The following is a 19,409-nucleotide window of genomic DNA, read 5'->3' on the forward strand; positions in this document are numbered from 1 at the left end:
GAGCAGCAAAGAGAGCTGCTATTACTGGGTAAAGATACTTGTGGTATCTGTTACGCTTTGAATTTTTGTTGTTCTTTCTATGATCGTGTGATTTTGAAGACCTGGTCCGTGATACGTCTCCATGAAACTGAAGTTTCCACCAGGTGTGGACTGTACCCATGTGGGTCTGTTGCTTGGGTCGAGATTCAATCCTGTCCATGTCGAATTAATTCCATTACTAGATGTAGATGTTTGGGGAGCAGTGACACCTATGCTTGTTGAATTCTGGGGCGTAATAGCACTATTATCGCTAGGTTTTACGCCATGGCCTGATACACTATATGTATATCCTGTGGAATAATCCATCGAATTTATAATTTCTGTCACTTCAGAAGTAGTTTCTGTGTGGCTAGTCATCTGGCCTTGCTGAAAATTAGGTACTACAGGCACTGCCTGTGCAGCACTGCTACACAGTAACAACATGCCTATAGTAAACCTCTTTATCATCCTACTTGATTAGGATCTCGCTAGTGAATTGTCCAGTCGCAGATGTGCCTGCTCCTCCAGCTGTTAGACCCATCGTTGATGATGAATCAATAGTACCAGCTAGATCGCCTGCAGTACCTGCAGCAGTACTTGTCTGGTTACTGAAGTTATGTACTTGACCAACTGTCGGTGCACTAGAACCTAGAGCATCACCTTGATAGAAGGTTTGAGAGAAGCTGAAACTTTCCCCTGCAGTTGCTTGGGTCGCTGACAATGAAGGAATCGCTCCAACGCCTGAGGAGATAGTAAGGGCACCAATGGAGCTTGTTGCACTACCACCAGAAGGTGTATATTGTGTGGTAACATTGTTACCTGTAACAGCATATGAGCTACCGACTCTCTGTACATTTGTTGCAGCTGCATCCACAGTGAGTTGTACACTACTGGACAAGCGATGCGTAATATCCGCCTGTGCGGGTGCGGTCAACATAAACATTCCGAAAAGCACTGCTGAAATTTTTTTCATTTTATCCTCGCGAGGGATGTGCTAGCTCTATTTAGGCATTTTATTTTTAGACGGTTGTTACCAAATATTCTTTCGGGTATTACCCTATACAAAACGTAGTGATAGACGCTAAATATAGGTGATTGCCTTCGGGGATCACACAACAAAACTCGCTTTTAAAGGAGAATTATGACAGGACTAACAAAGTGGACATCTAAGGATGTCGATGCAATTTTTGATGCAGCAAATCGCTACAGTGTAGGGTTTGACGATCTATTTTATAGACTACATGCGTATGGAATTGGGTCTCCACAGACACAATACCCTCCATATAATATTGTAAAAGAGTCTGACACTACATGGAGAATCGAATTAGCACTAGCAGGTTGGGATCGAGACCAGATTGAAGTAGCTACAGAAACAAACGTGCTAACGATCAGATCCGTTGACAAGGATGACACAGACAAGCAAGAATACATCCATAGAGGTGTAGCAGCAAGGACATTTGCTAGAGGATTTAATCTAAGCGATGACGTAGAGGTAGGGGACGTATCATTTAATAATGGATTACTCTCTGTGACACTAACAAAAATTGTCCCAGAGCATCAGAAGAGAAAGGTATTTAATATTCAGTAGACTGGGACTCTACCCACTCTGCATTCTGTTTACAGTATGCATGCACATCCATCTCCATTTTATAGTGGGCATGGGTGTGTATGATCTGAATGAGTCCTAGCACTCCTAGGACAATCAAATTGAATTGGGTCACTGGGTGCTTAAGCACCGACAACAATTTCATGGACATATACTGTGGTATACTATATACTACACAAGAAATGAGACTCTTAACACAGGGGTCTCTTTTTGTTTGGAGACACTGACTATGAACATGTATGTAAATCTGGCACCACCTCACTGCAAAGATCTAAGTATGTTGACTTTGGACGTGCCATCTGATAAACTAGATGAGGTGCTATCCCTATTGGAGAAAAACTATGAGCGTAAAGGTAGCAAGAATGGCAAACGGCGAGGACGTAATCGCTGATATCAAAGAGGTTAGAAACTCTGAGGGCGATGATGCTCGTGTTCTTGCATACGAATTTATTGATTCCTTTTCCATTCAACTGGAAATGAATGACCAAGAATTCTTGGTTGAAGAAGCAGGTAAAGAGAATCCACTTGGTAATATTCGTATGCGATTCTATCCATTCTTCCCTTTGACTGTTGGGTCTAATTTCATTTCACTTCAACACGTCGTAAGTATCGCTGATCCACATTGGGAAGTCCTCAAGCGATACGAAGAGGCATTGCAAACCATTAAAAAGTCACGAAAAGATGATGTTAAAGTTGATTATTCTGAAATACCACCCTCAGGTCTCGTTATTGGGTGACCTAGTAGAGATGGATGAGGAGCCTAGTTTCCTTATCCAAAACTGCCATGAAGTAACAGAGGAAGGACTTAAAAAGTTTCCATACTACAGTGATCAGGAAGACCTATTCATCGAGAGTACTGATGTATTAACTGTGGTGGATCCCTCGGCAAAGGTTGCCAAACAATATCTAGTGATGCTAGAATCCAAAGAGAAGAAAGGCAAGAATGAGTGATTTTTATACTAACGTAATCATCTTTGGTGACACTGCGTTGGTAAGGGGATATCGTAACGGTGAGCGTGTGCAATACCGTGAGAAGACATCCCCTTCTCTTTATTTGGTGCCTGCAAATCAATCAAAGACCTCCAAGTATAAGACTCTGGATGGCAGGTATGCACATAAGAAAAAGTTTGATGGTGTCCGTGAGGCACGAGACTTCCTGCAGAAGTATTCCGACGTAGAAGGAATGGAAGTGCATGGGTATGAGCGATTTGTTTTCCAACACATCGCCCAGAAACACCCTACTCGTGTCCACTATGACATGAATTTGATGAGTATATGGACAATCGATATTGAGGTTGCATGTGAAAATGGATTCCCTGATGTAGAAGCATGTCAGGAGGATATGTTGTGCATCACCATGAAGAATATGATGACCAAGAAGATCATCACATGGGGCACGAGAGAGTATGATCCTCCAAAGGATGTGGAGTATCGTATCTTCAATACTGAGCATGAAATGCTGCAGGATTTCCATAAGCATTGGGTGCATGACACCCCTGATATCATCACAGGGTGGAATAATAACTTCTATGACATGCCTTATATCTGTCGTAGGATTGAGAAGATCCTAGGAGAGAAGTGGATGAAGAGTCTCTCACCTTGGAATGTAGTAAAAGATCGCACCATAAATGTGCAAGGCCGAGCAAATATTGTTTACGATATTCTAGGTGTTACTATCCTTGACTACCTTGATCTATACAAGAAGTTTACCTATTCCGCACAAGAATCCTACAGTCTAGAGCATATCTCTACTGTTGAATTGGGTGAGCACAAACTTGACCATAGCATGTATGAAAACTTTAAAGACTTCTATACATCTGACTGGCAGAAGTTTGTAGACTACAACATCCATGACGTGCAACTGGTTGATCAACTAGAAGGCAAGATGAAACTTGTTGAGTTGGCAGTCACTATGGCATACGATGCCAAGGTAAACATTGATGATGTGTTTTCACAGGTAAAGATGTGGGATACTCTCATCTATAATGATTTGTATCAGAAGAATATTGTTGTGCCCCCTAAGCAGACATCCGAGAAAGATGACAAGTATGCGGGTGCATATGTCAAAGAGCCTGTGCCTGGTGTTTATGACTGGGTATGTAGTTTTGACTTGAATTCTCTGTATCCACACCTTATAATGCAGTATAACATCTCTCCTGAGACGCTTGTCGATGAGAGACATCCTAGAGTTTCTGTGGACAAGATCCTCGATGAAGAATTTACTGCTCATCCTGATTACGCTGTCTGTGCTAATGGTGCTCAGTATCGTAAGGATATACATGGATTTCTTCCTGAGATGATGCAACGCATCTACGATGAAAGAAAGATCTTCAAGAAGAAAATGCTCGCTGCCAAGCAGGAGTTTGAGAAGACTGGTGATCCTAAACTAAAGAATGATATCTCCACCTTCAACAACATCCAAATGGCAAGGAAGATTCAACTCAATAGTGCCTATGGTGCTATTGGTAATCAATACTTCCGCTATTATAACTTAGCAAATGCTGAGGCAATCACTCTATCTGGTCAGGTCTCTATCCGATGGATTGAAAATAAGATAAACAAATTTCTTAATAAACTATTAGAGACAGACAACAAAGATTATGTTATTGCTTCTGATACCGATTCCATTTATTTGCATATGGATCCTCTGGTTAAAAAGATATTCAAGGGCAGAGAGGAGAGCGATCAAAGCGTATTGCGGTTCCTTGCGAAGGTGTGTGATGTGGAATTTGAAAAGTATATACAGAATTCTTATCAAGAATTGGCAACCTATGTAAATGCCTACGAGCAGAAGATGTTTATGAAGCGAGAAAACATCGCTAATCGTGGTGTCTGGACTGCTAAGAAGAGATATATTCTAAACGTATGGGACAGTGAGGGTGTCAGATACAATGAGCCTTCACTAAAGATCATGGGTATTGAGGCAGTCAAATCCTCCACCCCATCATCATGTCGTGGAGCACTCCGTGACGTCCTAAAACTCATGATGAATACTGATGAGAGGAAGGTGCAGCAGTTTGTCAAAGATTTTGAGAAAAAGTTTAAGTCACTACCTACAGATGAGATTGCATTTCCACGGTCATGCAACAATCTCAAGAAGTATCACCACCCTAAGGAGTTGTATGGAGCACATTGCCCCATTCACGTCCGAGGTGTGCTACTATATAATAACTCTATCAAAGAAAAGAATCTTACCCACAAGTATCCCTTGATTCAAGAGGGAGAAAAGATCAAGTATGTCTTCCTAAAGACACCTAATAAACTTGGTCGTCATGGGTCTAAGGGTGACTTCCAAAATGTCATCTCTTTCTTTAGGACACTCCCCTCTGAGTTTAAACTAGAGGAATACATTGATTATGATATGCAATTTTCTAAAGCATTTCTTGATCCACTCACCGTGATTCTTGATCAGATCGGATGGTCTGCCAAGAAACGTGCCACACTAGAAGCCATGTTTGGTTAATTATGACAAGTAGTTTTTTCACTGAAATTGTAAAGGAGATTGACAATGAGTATGCAACGGTTGCCTCTGAAGGCATCGCTGCAGGTGACATTGATCAATATGTAGATACTGGATCTTATATTCTTAACGCTCTGTTGAGTGGTAGTATCTATGGTGGTCTGCCTTCTAATAAGATCACAGCACTAGCAGGTGAGAGTAGCACAGGTAAGACATTCTATGCCTTGTCTGTTGTCCGTCACTTTCTAAACACTGACCCTGATGCAGGTGTCATTTATTTTGAGTCAGAGTCTGCTATTTCTAAACAGATGATTGAGGAGAGAGGCATTGATTCTAAACGTATGATCATTGTGCCTGTCACCACCGTGCAGGAATTCCGCACACAGGCAGTTAAGATTGTTGATAAATACTTAACTCAGAAGGAATCAGATCGCAAACCGTTGATGTTTGTATTGGATTCATTGGGCAATCTGTCCACCTCTAAGGAGATGGAAGATACTGCAGCAGGTAAAGACACACGAGATATGACTAGAGCACAAGTCCTTAAAGGTGCCTTTAGGGTCTTGACTTTGAAACTAGGTCTTGCTAATGTACCTATGATCGTAACTAATCATACCTATGATGTTGTCGGTAGTTATGTGCCCACAAAAGAAATGGGTGGCGGTAGTGGTCTTAAGTATTCTGCTTCCACTATCGTATATCTTTCCAAGAAGAAAGAGAAAGATGGCACAGATGTTGTCGGTAATATTATCAAGGTCAAGGCAGTCAAGTCTCGACTTACAAAAGAAAATTCACAAGTAGAGACGAGGTTATTCTATGACGAACGCGGACTGGACAAGTATTATGGGTTACTGGAATTGGGTGAGAAGTATGGAGTCTTCCAACGGATCGGGAATCGGTATCGTATTGGTGAATCTTCTGTTTATCCTAAGTCTATTCTCGCTTCGCCCGAGAAATACTTCACAGAAGAAGTAATGCATGAATTGGACGAAGCCGCTAAGAAAGAATTCTGTTATGGCGAGTGATCTAAAGGATTTTATCCGTGTATATGATGGTGTCTTAGACCCTAACTTGTGCAACAATGCTATCAAGTTGTTTGATGAGACACCTGATGCACAGGATCGTTGGGATAACCAACACAAACCTCAGTTTACACAAATGAATATCACGATGCTATCTGAGCAGCAACGTGATCCTAAGTGGGGTGTAATCCACAATAATATTATTGCTTCAATACAAACAGTATCTGAATATTATATGAAAGATACAGGGTGCTCACCATTCTGGCCACCTAAGAATAGTATTGAGCAGATCCGTATGAAAAAGTATACGGCAGAGACAGGAGATAGGTTTGATCTCCACATTGATGTTGGTGACTATGCTACAGCACGTCGCTTTCTTGTTATGTTTTTCTATCTTAATGATGTAGAGGAGGGAGGAGAGACATCTTTCCCTGCTATTGAATTAGATATCAAACCAAAGCAAGGTAGTGTGCTATGCTTTCCACCAGTATGGATGTATCCTCACCTAGGTAAGCAACCAATCAGCAATGACAAATACATTGTTGGCACATATCTACACTATCAATAATGCCAGGTATAGAAGAAATTGTTATTAGTAATCTGATCTGCAATCCAGATTACATGAGAAAGGTTTTACCTTTCGTGAAAGAAGAATACTTTGATGACCTATCACAAAAGGTAGTCTTCAAAGAGATATCTGAATTTGTTAATGAGTATGATAACCTTCCAGAGCCTAATGCTATTGCTCTTGAGGTAGAGAAACGTAAAGATTTAACAGAGGATGCTGTCAATAGAGTTTTAGAAATACTTAGAGGACTAGATAGGACGGAGTATAATGAAGAGTGGTTGCTAGACACTACTGAGAAGTGGTGTAAAGAGCGAGCGATTTATAATGCTCTAATGGAGTCTGTCCAAATTGCAGATGGTCAGGACAAGACTCGTAATCAGGATGCAATTCCGTCAATTATGTCGGACGCACTTAGTGTGTGCTTTGATGACCATGTAGGACACGATTACTTAGAGGATTCAGAGTCAAGATATGACTTCTATCATAGAAAAGAAGAAAAGATTCCATTCGATCTCGACTTCTTCAACAAAATTACAAAAGGTGGGTTACCTAATAAGACTCTCAATATCGCACTTGCTGGTACAGGTGTCGGCAAGAGTCTATTCATGTGCCACGTCGCTAGTGCCTGCCTCTTGCAAGGGAGGAACGTTCTCTACATTACACTTGAAATGGCAGAGGAGAAGATTGCTGAGCGAATTGATGCCAACCTCCTCGACGTCCCGATTCAACAACTAAGTGATCCCTTATTCAGTAAGGGTAAGTATCAATCTAAGATAGAGAAGTTGTCAGAGAAGACACAGGGTCGCCTTGTTATCAAGGAGTATCCCACTGCATCTGCACATGTTAACCACTTCAAGTCTCTACTCAATGAGTTGTCATTGAAGAAAGGTTTTCATCCTGACATTATCTTTGTTGACTATCTTAATATCTGTGCATCGTCACGGTATAAAAACAACATTGTGAATTCCTATACCTATGTCAAATCAGTCGCTGAAGAGTTACGAGGACTCGCAGGAGAATTCAAAGTCCCGATCGTGTCCGCTACGCAAACCACTCGCTCAGGTTACGGTAATAGTGACGTGGAGCTTACTGATACTAGCGAGTCTTTCGGTTTGCCTGCAACTGCTGATCTTATGTTTGCACTTATTGCAACTGAAGATCTAGAGGCAATGAATCAGATCATGGTCAAGCAGTTGAAGAATAGATATAATGATCCTACAGTCAACAAACGTTTTGTGTTAGGTATTGACAGAGCGAAGATGAGGCTGTATGATTGTGAGCAGTCTGCTCAAGACAATATTCTTGATAGTAATCAAGAAGAATTTACTACCGATACCAAATCTAAATTCCAAGGTTTTAAAATATGAAAGTCAACCAAGGCGGTTTTGCCCCTAGTCCTGAGACTGGAAGTGGAGACGACATCCAACAGACAGCAGAAAAGTTTTCTAACGCTGCAACGGACGCTGCAGAAAACTTTGAAGCAGCAGCAAAAGAAGCAGCAGCAGAAGCACCTAAGACTCCTGAGGACGTTATCAACGATAACCGTTTTAACACTGCCTACAAGAGTAAGAAGAAAGCAAAGCAGAAGATGGATGAAGCTGCTTCCAAGAAGCAGACGAAGGAAGGACCTGTCAAGATTAACTTTGATAGGTATGCTGAATTCGTAGAAGGCACATGCTCTAACCCTAGTAAAGACTATAATGTTTTTAAGGCAAGGATGGATGACTTGACCAAACAAGGTTGTAACATTAATCGTCTTGACACTGCTGCCTCAGGAATGTCTGCAGAAGGCGGTGAGTTTATGGAAATTGTGAAGAAACTAAAGTATCAAGGTAAACCATGGAATGAGGACACTAAAGATCACCTTATCAAAGAGTTGGGTGACATCCTTTGGTATGCTCAGAATGCATGTGCTGCCCTTGATCTCCGTATGGATGAGGTTATCTATATCAATACTCTTAAACTAGCAGCACGCTACCCTAAAATGAAATTTGATGAGTACTATTCCGAAAACAGGAAACCAGGTGATATCTAACGTGGGTAAGGTGTGGAAGTATAGTTTAGGTAGTTTTAGTGATGATAAAACTAAAAACTATGACAACTATGTTGCTATCGTACGCACTATCATTTTCGTTTCTTATCTGGTTACTAATTGTTTTATCATTTCTGGTGTCGTAAGACACTGGAATAACGTGCCTAACGATGATCCTAAATATAAGGTGATACCTGCGAAGGAGTATGGCACAGAAAAAGGACAACGAACCTTTACTTGATGAGGATAACAAACCCATCAAGATTAATGCTGGCTTTCAATATGAATTGGATCTCATCAAGAAATTGAGAGGCAAAGGGTTTAATGTATCTGATCCTGCGGGAGCAGACAGTGCCAAGGCAGACTTGGAATTGACACCCACATATAAGTCACAGGTAATTAAGTTTGAGTTAAAGGAGAAGTTGTCTGCCGACTTCGCTCAAATGAATTTTGATTTTGATACTGGGTCAATGCAGTTTACCATTGACAAGAATAAAGCATCTGCTCAGAAAGAAGCAGCAAGGACAATGATTGGTATTGCTGAGTCCTATAATATTATTAAGGAAGCAAACTCTCATTGGAAACCTAAAAGAAATATACCTGCTAAGTTTACGTTAGGAGATAGTGCAACACTCGCACAACGTAAGTCAGCACACTCACTAGATCTTAAGAGATTCCCAGATAAGTTTCTAGCAGAGGGTCAGTCAGCAGCAAGAGAGGTAGAGAAATATTACAACTCAAAGAATACTTATTATATACAGGTCAAAGGAAAGGGACTATATTATATGGGGAGAGACGTTGAGGGATATGGATGCCCACAATTCTCTACCTCTGTAGGAAAAAGCAGTATCAGAATTCGTATCAAGACTAACTCTAAGTCGAATGCGAGGTGGTCGTTTCTGATGGCACTCAAGATTTCTGGACTAAGAAAGAGCAGCATGGATCTAGATGGCGACACGGATTTCCTGCTCAGGCCAGGTTTATAAGTGGCACACTACATCCCCACACCACATCGTAACCTAGTATAATAAAGACATGGCAAAAAACACCCACCTAGAGCACCTTGAAGATGATATCTTTAATCAAGGATCAGTAGGTGCTAAGAATGCGGTCAACTTTCTAGAGTCTCTTCGTGACATGCTTACAGCAGGGTCAGGTGGTGGCAATACAAAGGTGACTGTTAAATGGGATGGTGCACCTGCTGTGATCTGCGGTAAAGACCCACAGACAGGTCAGTTTTTTGTTGGCACAAAGTCAGTCTTTAATAAGACGACACCAAAAATAGGTTACAATGAAGAATTCATCGACTTCCACTACGAAGGTGCTATCAATGGCATCCTCAAACAATGCTACAGGGAGTTATCAAAACTTCCCATCGAGGGTATCCTCCAAGGTGATCTCCTCTATACTTCTACCCCTCCTCTTGTTACCATTAGTGGCAAGCGAGGTTATAGATTTAAACCAAATACAATCACTTACCTTGTAGATCAGAAGAGTGAGATGGGTGCCAAGGTTTCAAAGTCTAAACTTGGTATCGTATTTCACACACGCTACACTGGTGGTGATATAAGTAGTTTGTCTGCATCATTTGGTGCAGATGTATCAAAGTTGCAAGGTGTTAAAGACATCGCTGTATTCTCCTCTACCTTCCAAAACGTGAATGGTATTGCTAATCTGTCAATTAGTGAGAAGAATCAGATCAACAATACTATTAGACAAGCAAAGAGCAACCTAAGGTCTGGTGCTAAGTTTCTAGACCTAATTGTGCAGGACAAAGGTAGCATGTCTCCTGCTTCTCTGTTTAAGATCTACTTTAACCAAGTCATTCGTGCAGGAAAGATTCCTCCTACTGCTCAAGGTATGGCAAAAGGGTTTGAAACCTTCCTAAATGACAGGTATAAGAAGGAAATTATCAAGAAGAAGACTGAGAAAACACAGCAGGCATGGGAGAAACGTCGTGCAGACTCTGTTGCATTCCTAAATAGTAACAAGACATCATTATTTGCTGCTCTATCTGGTTTCCGTAACCTTATGGATGCAAAGAATATGATTATAAATAAACTCAAAAAGATTGAAGGTGTTGGCACCTTCCTCGAAGACGAGTCGGGTTATCGTGTAACAAGTCCAGAAGGATTCGTTGCTATCAAAGATGGCACCGCTCTTAAACTCGTTGATAGACTGGAATTCAGTCGTGCTAACTTCACTGTTGCTAAAGATTGGGGCTAAATGCGTTTTCTAGATTTCATAAAAGAAGCAAAAGAAACTAAGACAAAGAAACCCTCGCCATCTGCTAAGGGTCAATCTTCTAGTGCAAAGAAACAACAACCAGATGACCCCCACGTTGCAATTACTTTTGGCAGGTTTAACCCTCCTCATGCTGGCCATGGTAAGTTACTCGATGCTGTTAGATCTTACGGAGGAGACTCTGGAAACTATAGAATCTACCCATCAAGATCCCAAGACCACAAGAAAAACCCCCTCTCAGCAGACCAAAAAGTAGGTCACATGAGAAAGATGTTTCCACATCACAAAGACAAGATCCAAAATAACGAGGCACACCGTAATATTTTTGACATCCTTAGAGATTTGAATGATGAAGGTCATTCTCATGTCACTATGGTTGTCGGTGATGACCGAGTAAAAGAATTTGAAAATCTAGCAAACAAATACAACGGAGTCCATTACGACTTCAAATCTATCAATATTAAATCAGCAGGTGCTAGGGACGACAAGTCCGACGATCCTATCGAAACCATGTCAGCATCTAAGATGCGTGCACATGCACAAGGTAATGATCATGATTCATTCCATGGTGGAATGCCAAAGGGTATCAGCAAGAAACACAGTGCACAACTGATGGCAGATGTCCTCAAGGGTATGACCCCACCACCTAAGGGTAAGAAACCTAAGAAGGGTGAAGGACTACATGAGTGGTTGAATGAATCCGTATGGGAATATGCACCTAAACTAGACTTTGAAAACTTCCGTGACTACTATATGCTTAACCACATCTTCAAGGTGGGTGCACTAGTAGAGCATGATGACACAGGTCTTACAGGACATGTCGTGCATCGTGGCACAAACTATGTAATATTTAAAATGCCTGATGGCAATGAGCATCGTGCTTGGTTACAACACATCACTGAAAGAGAAGATCAATCTAATTACTCTGCTGATGATGGTAGTGGTAACACATGGAAAGTAGGCACTGATGAATATAGAAAAGCAGTCCAAGACATGACACCTGGACAGGCAACTATCAAATTTAGTGACTTTAGAAAGAAGTCGAAGACTAAATAATAATACATTCTTGACCGCGTAACCTCGTAAAGCAATGACTTTAGATATCAAAGTGTCTGCTGCACTCATGAAGTATAACTTCTATGAGCAGAGAAAAATTCTCAATGCACTAGAGACTGGCACTGTAGACAAATTGACTAAGCATCTACAAGAAGGTGCTGAGAAAGCAATCGATGTGATGGACTCATGGGAGCCTATCGTTGAAGGTTATGGCGGGTTTCCTATTGAAAAGGAAGCAGTTGCTAAAAAGAAGATGGAGTTTAAACGTGACAAGAATGTAGGTAGAGTCGTCACCTCTGGTGGAGATCAGATGCTAGTCACTGGTCGTAAGGCAGACGGACGCTATGTTGTTATGGGTAAGGACGGTCGTAAGACTGCAAAGGATGCAGTTGATATCGGTGTCGTTGCTAAAGAGCAGGTAGTGGGTGTTGATCTCGATGACCTGCATGAGTCAATGAAACAGGCTCGTAAGAATGTTGGTGCGTCTACTTGTTGGGATGGATACAAGGCTAAAGGCACCAAGAAAAAGGGAGGAAAGGTAGTCCCTAACTGCGTTAAAGAAGATGAGGTCGCTGAGGGTAAGAAAGGATTGTGGGATAACATTCACGCCAAGAGAAAGAGAGGCGAGAAACCTGCAAAACCTGGTGATAAAGATTACCCCAAGACACTTAACGTAGAAAGTAACCAAAGTTTTGATGCAATGATAGAAGCATTGTGTCTACCAGAGTATGAGGATCTAACGTTTGATGAGATCCATGACATCTGTGTAGAGACTCTTCTTGAGTTGGATCAACCATTGCTCAATGAGGCACTTGATCTTATTGATTCAATGGAGCTTCTTACTGAGGCACCAAGTCAGCACTCTGCAAATCCTAATATTGCAGTGCAGGCACCTCAGAAAAAGAAGGAAGCAGCACCTGCTAAACCATCCATGAAGGATCGTATTAAAGCAGGACTCAAAACTGCTGCTAAAGTAGTTGCTAAAGGTGCCGTCAAGGGTGCTAAGTATGCAGGTAAAGCTGCAGGCATGGCAAAGAATACAGCAAAAGACATGGCGTCTTCTGCTAAAGACGGTTACAAATCGACCCAGAAAGGACAGTCCTCTTCTGGATCTAGCAAATCTACCTCTTCTACAATGAGTGACACACCACCTAAAGATGCAGGATCATCTTCTACATCAGGTGGATCATCAGCTTCTGGCGGTCCTTCTGGACAAGAGCGTAGTGGTCAAAAGACCAAAGAAAATCTGAAGAAATTCGGATCAGCTCTTAAGAAAGGATTGAAGAAAGTTGTTGGTAAAGGATCTCGTTTAGTCTCCAAGGGAGCTGGCAAACTCGCAAAACGTTTGGGAGAGCAGTCCAGATACGATTGGAGAAGTAACATTAAAGGAGACATGTAATGCAACCTACTAGTAAAACACCAGATAGGAAGTCATCTCTAAAGACTGTTACTAAGAAAGGTATTACAGTTAATCCAAAAAAGGAAGACCTTATGAAAGAAACTTTTAAACGTAGCATACAGACATCTCTTGATAGTCTTAAGGAAGCTGCGAAGAAAAATGCCAAAGCAAAGAAAGGCAAAGTAAAAAGATGGTGGGATGACGATGGAGATGGCATCGGATACGAACCACATGAAGTGAAAAAAACTAATGAGCATCACGAGACTGACGCTGAGGGTAATGTTATTCCTCACGATGATGAGAAGGATGCTGAAGTGAAGAGTGTAATTAAAGAGAGAATGAGACAAAGAATGATCTCTTTGACACAAGCACATGATGCACAGCAAGCAGGACTAGAGCCAACTGAATATAAAAAGCTATAAATAAGGTACCCTTGTTTATAAAATCATGTTGAGCTTTTTAATGCCCCTTGCTTATAAGGTAATTGATTCTGCTGTTGCAAAAATTCCTGACGACGCAGAGTTAGGCGATAAACTAATCGATATCTGTCTTCTTATCATCGGAAAGGCAGTAAAACTTACAAAGACTACTGCTGACGACGCACTTTTTGAGAAAGTCAAAGAGGCACTCGCAGCCAGAGACTAATTTGTATAAATAAAATATAGATGATACCACCCCGCTACTAGAGAAAAATGGCTGTATTTGGACTACTCGATGCGAAAGCAATGGGCACAAACATTGGTGTAACCAATGGTGATGCCACCGTAACAACTTCTGGAGACTTCACGGACGCTTCTGACAACCTTGTCAAAGTAGGTGACGTGTTGGAGATCTCTGGTGTCGCTTACATTGTAAAACAAGTAACGTCAGCAACTGCTCTAGAGCTTCATAAGGTGTATGCAGGATCTACTGCAACAATCACCGCAGCAAATGCCGTTAGAAGGACACCTCCTAAGGCAGTAGCAGAGTACGTTATCAAGGGTGGGGATAGCATCTCTGACTATCAGCTCGTATTTGTTGACGAGACTGAGAGGACAAAAGCAGCAAACGAATCTAGAGGTATCTCTGGTCCTGGTTGGTGGTTGTATCGCACATACACTACACACAATGGTGACACACGTCATAAGGCAGAGTGTTTAGCATTTACTCACGCCACCGCAGCCGCGGCTGGTGATGATGCAGACGATACAGTGGTAGCAGACGTCCAAGAAACAATTACTATTGGCACACAACCTGCAAACTCTACTTCATCTAGTGGAGCAGGGACATTCGCAGTTGCTGCTACAGTTGATCAGTCTGGCACAATCACTTACAAGTGGCAAAGACAAACTGCAAGTGCTACTGTTAGATGGGTTGATGTCGCTGCAGACACAGACACAGGAATTACATACGCAAACTTCACCACTGCAACTCTTGCATATAGTGGACTAGCAAGTGATGCGTTGGATGGATACAAATATAGATGCGTTGTAAATACATCTAAAGGTGCAGCTGAAGTGATCACTAACGGATCCGCAACCCTTACCTTTGGAAGCTGATAAATAAAATCAGGAAAATCCTGATTCGTAATGCGTTTTGAAAGTCTGACCGATAAGAATCACTTACTGTTTGCTATCAAACACTATAGTAATCCTCAATCGGTTACCGTTGATGACTTCATGGAAGACATGAAGAAATTCAAATACCTTAAGCGACTGCTTAAAAGGTATCTAAAGACTGGGACATTGCGTACAAATTTAATCATTAACCATTTGGTTATACTATTCAATGTGTTTGGTGAAGCAACCATACCGTTGCTAATGTATAAACTAGAGCGAGAATATTGGTCTATACTCAAGACCTTTCTTATATTCTTAGATAGATATCCAGAGTTTAATCCTGGCTCATTCAATGAGGTAGACTTAGACATGGACGTTTACGATACACTGACATCTATAAACTGACAATGATCAACGAAGATGCCCCAACAATGAGTGCAGGTAACGGCGGTTTCTCTGGTAGTGCTGCTGCTACAGGACCTGTTGCAGGGTTTGATCCTATGTTAGGTGGTAAGAAAGTTAAGAAGAGAAAGTATAAACCCAAAGGACACGTTGTAACCAACGTAGGAATAGGAGAGGAAGCAAGTCACTATCAAAAAGATAGTAGCATCATCCCTTATCTAATTCATTTTGATGGTATTGATTCATATGTTTTGTACGGTAAGTCACCGTCGGAAATAAAAATACAACTCAGAAAGATCTATCGACCTGAGGTGCATAATAAGATTAAAATCACACGTTTGTATCCTAATCAAGTAATTAAATTCTACTGGGACAAGAGACAAACAGCACTTGGTGTATCATGAGTGACATCAACTCAGCAATTTTAGAAAGATTAGAAAAAGTAGTTGACTCTCTACAGGAAAACTCTGTAAAGATGGGTCAACTTCTTGCTGTACACAATGAAAAACTGGACAAGCAAGACAAGATTGACCAAGTTTTGTTTGAAAAGGTTGACAGAATCCACGCAGATATTCAAAGAGAGACAGCAGCAATCAAACAAGGATGTGAGAGAGACATTCGTTTGGTAGATGATAGACTCCGCATGATGGAGAAGAAGATGTGGACTATTGCAGGTGCTCTCACAGTAATTTCATTTATGGTCAGTGTGCCAGGTCAAGCACTGATTAGGAACTTGACACCCAACCAACAATCCAGTATGATAGTCGGAGAGATGCACCGCACTGGATGAGTTTCATCGATAGCCAATACATTGACCGTGTTGGTGTCCGATTAGAAAAATTTAAAAACCAAGGACGCACCTACAATTTTAGGTGTCCCTATTGTGGTGACTCCCAACGCTATAAGAGTAAAGCGAGGGGGTATTTTTTTATGCGTAATAATGATTACGTTTATAAATGTCACAACTGTGGTATCTCTAAGTCCTTATCCACATTCTTAAAGGATCATGCGACTGATTTATACTCAGAATATCTCTTAGAAAAGTATAAGAAACCTAAGAAGAAAGAAGTCCTACCTGACCTGTCAGCGAAACCATATTTTGCTGCTAGACCTACAGGTTTGGAATCTATTGCAAGTCTAAATAATGGGCATCCCGCAAGAGAGTATCTAGAGAAGAGGCAACTACCTACTGAGGCATTTGATACTCTTTATTATACGGATAAATTCAAGCGATGGGTTAACTCCCAGAGTCCAAACTACTTTGAGAGTCTAAAGAATGATCAACCCAGAATCATCATCCCTTTGATTGATGAGGATGGTAAGTGGTTTGGTATTCAAGGACGCTCACTAGCACCTAAAAGTGTGCTAAGATATATCACATGTATCTTTGACAAAGAGAAAACTAAACTCTTTGGTATGGATCGTATTAAGAAAGATGAGGTAGTCTATGTCACGGAAGGACCATTCGACAGTTATTTCCTTAGAAATGCTATTGCTATGTGTGGTAGCGATGTTGACTACAGCACTATGGATTATCGATTCACATTCGTCTTCGACAACGAACCACGAAATAGAGAGATTGTCGATAGAATTGCAAAGACAATTAACAACGGACACTCCGTAGTAATATTCCCTAAATCAATCAAAGAAAAAGATCTTAATGACATGCACTTAGCAGGGCATGATGTAAAAGAGATCGTAAAAAGCAACACCTTTAAAGGTGCCGAGGCAAAAGTAAAACTAACATTCTGGAAAAAGGTATGAGCACCAACGTCGTCAAGCGTAATGGCAGTGTTGAAGCACTTAACTTAGATAAAATTCATAAGATGGTCGAGATGGCATGTGAAGGAATCGGAGGTGTCTCCGAGTCTGCCATTGAAATGAATGCCAATCTTCAAATCTTTGACGGTATTAAGACCGACGACATCCAAGAGATCCTTATTAAATCTGCTAATGATTTGATCTCTTTAGACGCACCAAACTATCAGTTTGTGGCAGCACGTTTGCTCCTGTTTTCTCTTAGGAAAGCAGTCTACGACGCCCATCCAGACAAACATCCTCATTTGTATAACCATATCAAGGACTGTATTGATCATGGACTGTATGACCCTGCCCTTCTAGACGCTTACAGCGAGGAGGAGTGGTGCGATATCAACGGCATGATTGATTACGACCGAGACTATTTGTTTACATACGCAGGTATTCGACAAGTCGTAGATAAATATCTCGTACAGGATCGCAGCACTGGCGAGGTATACGAGACACCTCAGCAGATGTATATCATGATCGCTGCTACATTGTTTCAACGCTATCCTCAGGATAGCAGACTATCATATGTCAAAAAATACTACGACGCGATCTCGCGACACAAAATCAACATCCCAACCCCTATCATGGGAGGTGTGCGGACTCCCCTTAGGCAATTTGCTAGCTGTGTTCTTGTTGATATTGATGACACCCTCGATAGCATCTTTAGCTCTGACATGGCTATTGGTTACTACGTTGCTCAAAGGGCTGGTATCGGTATCAACGCAGGTAGAATCCGTGGTATCAACAGCAAAATCAGGGGTGGAGAAGTACAACACACAGGGGTCGTCCCTTTTCTCAAAAAATTTGAGGCAACTGTCAGATGCTGCACTCAAAATGGCATCAGAGGTGGATCAGCGACAGTCCATTTTCCCATTTGGCACCAAGAAATCGAAGACATCCTCGTCCTCAAAAACAACAAGGGCACGGAAGACAACAGAGTCAGAAAGTTAGACTACAGTATCCAGATTTCTGAGTTATTCTATAAGAGGCTTATTGCAGATGAGACAATCAGTCTATTCAGTCCTCACGATGTGCCTAATTTATACGATGCTTTTGGGACTCCTGACTTTGATTCTTTATACACCAAGTACGAGGCACAGAAATCCATCCCTAGAGTTACAGTTAAGGCTCAGGAGATAATCCTTGCATTGCTAAAGGAGAGAGCAGAGACAGGTCGTATTTACATTATGAATATCGATCACTGTAACTCTCACTCTTCTTTCAAAGACAAGGTTAACATGAGTAACCTTTGTCAAGAGATCACCCTACCTACAGATCCTATTCAATCTATTCAAGGTCAGGGTGAGATCGCATTGTGCATCTTGTCTGCTATCAATGTAGGTAAGATCAATAGAGTAGAGGAGTTGGAGAATCTATGTGACCTTGCAGTCCGTGGTCTTGAAGAGTTGATTGACTATCAAGAGTATCCTGTTAAGGCAGCAGAAGAGTCTACTGTTGCACGTCGCTCACTTGGTATTGGTTACATCGGACTAGCACATTACCTTGCTAAGCAAGGTGTCAAGTATGACGATCAAGGTGCTTATGATCTTGTCCATGAGTTGACAGAATCATTCCAATACTATCTTTTGAGGGCATCAAATGCTCTCTCAAAAGAGAGAGGACCTTGTGGTAATTTCTCGGTCACAAAGTATCATGATGGAATTCTTCCTATCGATACATATAAGAAGGACGTAGATCAGATTACCTCGGTAGCATACCAACATGATTGGAATTCTCTTAGGGATGACATACAGAAATTCGGACTCAGGCACAGCACTCTGTCCGCACAGATGCCTTCGGAGAGCAGCTCCGTTGTGTCTAACGCAACCAATGGAATCGAGCCACCTAGAGACTACTTGTCCATTAAGAAATCGAAGAAAGGACCTCTTAAGCAGATTGTTCCGCAATACAACACACTAAAGAATAACTACACTCTCTTGTGGGATATGAAATCCAATGAGGGATATATTAAGGTTGTTGCGGTCATGCAGAAGTTCTTTGACCAAGCAATCAGTGGTAATTGGAGTTATAATCCACAAAACTATGCTAATCAAGACGTGCCTATGTCCGTAATGGCAAACGACTTGCTCACTACTTACAAATATGGTTGGAAAACATCCTATTATCAAAATACATACGACAATAAGAAAGATGAAGACGAAACTTCTGCTAAAGTAGAAGACCTAGTTAATGATATACTGTCTGGTGATGAGGCAGAATGTGACGCTTGCAATGTATAAACCTAACCCTAAGAG

At 41.4% G+C, this 19,409-nt stretch carries 24 protein-coding genes; 21 read left to right on the forward strand and 3 right to left on the reverse strand.

The window, feature by feature from the left end:
- Positions 1 to 21: 21 nt before the first annotated feature.
- The gene (locus EGM47_RS16385; protein WP_164510911.1) at positions 22 to 486 is read right to left on the reverse strand and encodes a DUF6322 family protein; all 465 of its coding nucleotides are present in this window, start codon (positions 484 to 486) and stop codon (positions 22 to 24) included.
- Between the two features lies 1 nt (position 487).
- Complete coding sequence (locus EGM47_RS14665) at positions 488 to 991, reverse strand: hypothetical protein (protein WP_164510912.1); 504 nt, start codon at positions 989 to 991, stop codon at positions 488 to 490.
- A gap of 168 nt (positions 992 to 1,159) precedes the next feature.
- Here EGM47_RS14665 and EGM47_RS14670 point away from each other — a divergent pair, with 168 nt between their 5' ends.
- Positions 1,160 to 1,606, forward strand: coding sequence for an Hsp20 family protein (locus tag EGM47_RS14670; RefSeq protein WP_124981589.1), 447 nt, complete (start codon positions 1,160 to 1,162; stop codon positions 1,604 to 1,606).
- Here EGM47_RS14670 and EGM47_RS14675 read toward each other — a convergent pair.
- Complete coding sequence (locus EGM47_RS14675) at positions 1,593 to 1,775, reverse strand: hypothetical protein (protein WP_124981590.1); 183 nt, start codon at positions 1,773 to 1,775, stop codon at positions 1,593 to 1,595. The genes EGM47_RS14670 and EGM47_RS14675 overlap by 14 nt on opposite strands.
- 190 nt (positions 1,776 to 1,965) lie before the next feature.
- Between EGM47_RS14675 and EGM47_RS14680 the strand changes: the two genes are divergently transcribed.
- Genes EGM47_RS14680 through nrdA form a run of 20 tightly spaced genes read left to right on the forward strand, consistent with a single transcriptional unit; the run spans position 1,966 to position 19,394 of the window.
- Complete coding sequence (locus EGM47_RS14680) at positions 1,966 to 2,361, forward strand: hypothetical protein (protein ID WP_164510913.1); 396 nt, start codon at positions 1,966 to 1,968, stop codon at positions 2,359 to 2,361.
- Positions 2,354 to 2,575, forward strand: coding sequence for a DUF6561 domain-containing protein (locus tag EGM47_RS14685; RefSeq protein ID WP_206052190.1), 222 nt, complete (start codon positions 2,354 to 2,356; stop codon positions 2,573 to 2,575). The genes EGM47_RS14680 and EGM47_RS14685 overlap by 8 nt, the downstream gene beginning before the upstream one ends.
- Positions 2,568 to 5,087 (forward strand): DNA polymerase domain-containing protein, encoded by a 2,520-nt coding sequence (locus EGM47_RS14690; protein WP_124981593.1) that lies wholly within the window; start codon positions 2,568 to 2,570, stop codon positions 5,085 to 5,087. Before EGM47_RS14685 ends, EGM47_RS14690 begins: the two co-directional genes overlap by 8 nt.
- Positions 5,088 to 5,089: 2 nt before the next feature.
- Entirely contained in the window at positions 5,090 to 6,109 is a 1,020-nt protein-coding gene (locus tag EGM47_RS14695; RefSeq protein ID WP_124981594.1) for a RecA family protein, read from the forward strand.
- Entirely contained in the window at positions 6,099 to 6,674 is a 576-nt protein-coding gene (locus EGM47_RS14700) for a 2OG-Fe(II) oxygenase (RefSeq protein ID WP_164510914.1), read from the forward strand. Before EGM47_RS14695 ends, EGM47_RS14700 begins: the two co-directional genes overlap by 11 nt.
- Positions 6,674 to 8,041 carry a DnaB-like helicase C-terminal domain-containing protein gene (locus EGM47_RS14705; protein ID WP_124981596.1) on the forward strand — a complete coding sequence of 456 codons (1,368 nt, stop codon included), beginning with the start codon at positions 6,674 to 6,676 and terminating at the stop codon, positions 8,039 to 8,041. The genes EGM47_RS14700 and EGM47_RS14705 overlap by 1 nt, the downstream gene beginning before the upstream one ends.
- Positions 8,038 to 8,709 carry a nucleoside triphosphate pyrophosphohydrolase family protein gene (locus EGM47_RS14710; RefSeq protein ID WP_124981597.1) on the forward strand — a complete coding sequence of 224 codons (672 nt, stop codon included), beginning with the start codon at positions 8,038 to 8,040 and terminating at the stop codon, positions 8,707 to 8,709. Before EGM47_RS14705 ends, EGM47_RS14710 begins: the two co-directional genes overlap by 4 nt.
- Positions 8,669 to 8,947: a hypothetical protein gene (locus tag EGM47_RS14715; protein WP_206052191.1), complete on the forward strand. Its 279-nt coding sequence runs from the start codon at positions 8,669 to 8,671 to the stop codon at positions 8,945 to 8,947. Before EGM47_RS14710 ends, EGM47_RS14715 begins: the two co-directional genes overlap by 41 nt.
- Positions 8,913 to 9,692: a methylenetetrahydrofolate reductase gene (locus EGM47_RS14720; RefSeq protein ID WP_124981598.1), complete on the forward strand. Its 780-nt coding sequence runs from the start codon at positions 8,913 to 8,915 to the stop codon at positions 9,690 to 9,692. Before EGM47_RS14715 ends, EGM47_RS14720 begins: the two co-directional genes overlap by 35 nt.
- 49 nt (positions 9,693 to 9,741) lie before the next feature.
- Complete coding sequence (locus EGM47_RS14725; RefSeq protein WP_124981599.1) at positions 9,742 to 10,932, forward strand: DUF6267 family protein; 1,191 nt, start codon at positions 9,742 to 9,744, stop codon at positions 10,930 to 10,932.
- Positions 10,933 to 12,006 carry a nucleotidyl transferase family protein gene (locus tag EGM47_RS14730; protein WP_124981600.1) on the forward strand — a complete coding sequence of 358 codons (1,074 nt, stop codon included), beginning with the start codon at positions 10,933 to 10,935 and terminating at the stop codon, positions 12,004 to 12,006. It abuts the gene before it with no gap.
- 34 nt (positions 12,007 to 12,040) lie between these two features.
- Positions 12,041 to 13,405 carry a hypothetical protein gene (locus tag EGM47_RS14735; RefSeq protein WP_124981601.1) on the forward strand — a complete coding sequence of 455 codons (1,365 nt, stop codon included), beginning with the start codon at positions 12,041 to 12,043 and terminating at the stop codon, positions 13,403 to 13,405.
- Positions 13,405 to 13,827, forward strand: coding sequence for a hypothetical protein (locus EGM47_RS14740; protein WP_164510915.1), 423 nt, complete (start codon positions 13,405 to 13,407; stop codon positions 13,825 to 13,827). Before EGM47_RS14735 ends, EGM47_RS14740 begins: the two co-directional genes overlap by 1 nt.
- A 25-nt stretch (positions 13,828 to 13,852) precedes the next feature.
- Entirely contained in the window at positions 13,853 to 14,050 is a 198-nt protein-coding gene (locus tag EGM47_RS14745) for a hypothetical protein (protein ID WP_124981603.1), read from the forward strand.
- A 47-nt stretch (positions 14,051 to 14,097) separates the two neighbouring features.
- Positions 14,098 to 14,943 carry a hypothetical protein gene (locus EGM47_RS14750; RefSeq protein ID WP_124981604.1) on the forward strand — a complete coding sequence of 282 codons (846 nt, stop codon included), beginning with the start codon at positions 14,098 to 14,100 and terminating at the stop codon, positions 14,941 to 14,943.
- Positions 14,944 to 14,973: 30 nt separating this feature from the next.
- Positions 14,974 to 15,348 carry a DUF7207 family protein gene (locus EGM47_RS14755; RefSeq protein ID WP_124981605.1) on the forward strand — a complete coding sequence of 125 codons (375 nt, stop codon included), beginning with the start codon at positions 14,974 to 14,976 and terminating at the stop codon, positions 15,346 to 15,348.
- A gap of 2 nt (positions 15,349 to 15,350) precedes the next feature.
- Positions 15,351 to 15,749: a hypothetical protein gene (locus tag EGM47_RS14760; protein WP_206052192.1), complete on the forward strand. Its 399-nt coding sequence runs from the start codon at positions 15,351 to 15,353 to the stop codon at positions 15,747 to 15,749.
- On the forward strand, positions 15,746 to 16,135 hold the full coding sequence (locus EGM47_RS14765; protein WP_124981606.1) for a DUF7201 family protein: 390 nt from the start codon (positions 15,746 to 15,748) through the stop codon (positions 16,133 to 16,135). The genes EGM47_RS14760 and EGM47_RS14765 overlap by 4 nt, the downstream gene beginning before the upstream one ends.
- Positions 16,132 to 17,109, forward strand: a complete 978-nt coding sequence (locus EGM47_RS14770) for a DNA primase (RefSeq protein WP_124981607.1) — start codon at positions 16,132 to 16,134, stop codon at positions 17,107 to 17,109. The genes EGM47_RS14765 and EGM47_RS14770 overlap by 4 nt, the downstream gene beginning before the upstream one ends.
- Positions 17,106 to 19,394 carry a class 1a ribonucleoside-diphosphate reductase subunit alpha gene (gene nrdA, locus EGM47_RS14775; protein ID WP_206052193.1) on the forward strand — a complete coding sequence of 763 codons (2,289 nt, stop codon included), beginning with the start codon at positions 17,106 to 17,108 and terminating at the stop codon, positions 19,392 to 19,394. Before EGM47_RS14770 ends, nrdA begins: the two co-directional genes overlap by 4 nt.
- Positions 19,395 to 19,409 lie beyond the last annotated feature (15 nt).

Origin of the sequence: Nonlabens xiamenensis (assembly GCF_003865345.1) — a bacterium.
In the GTDB taxonomy this organism is placed as follows: domain Bacteria; phylum Bacteroidota; class Bacteroidia; order Flavobacteriales; family Flavobacteriaceae; genus Nonlabens; species Nonlabens xiamenensis.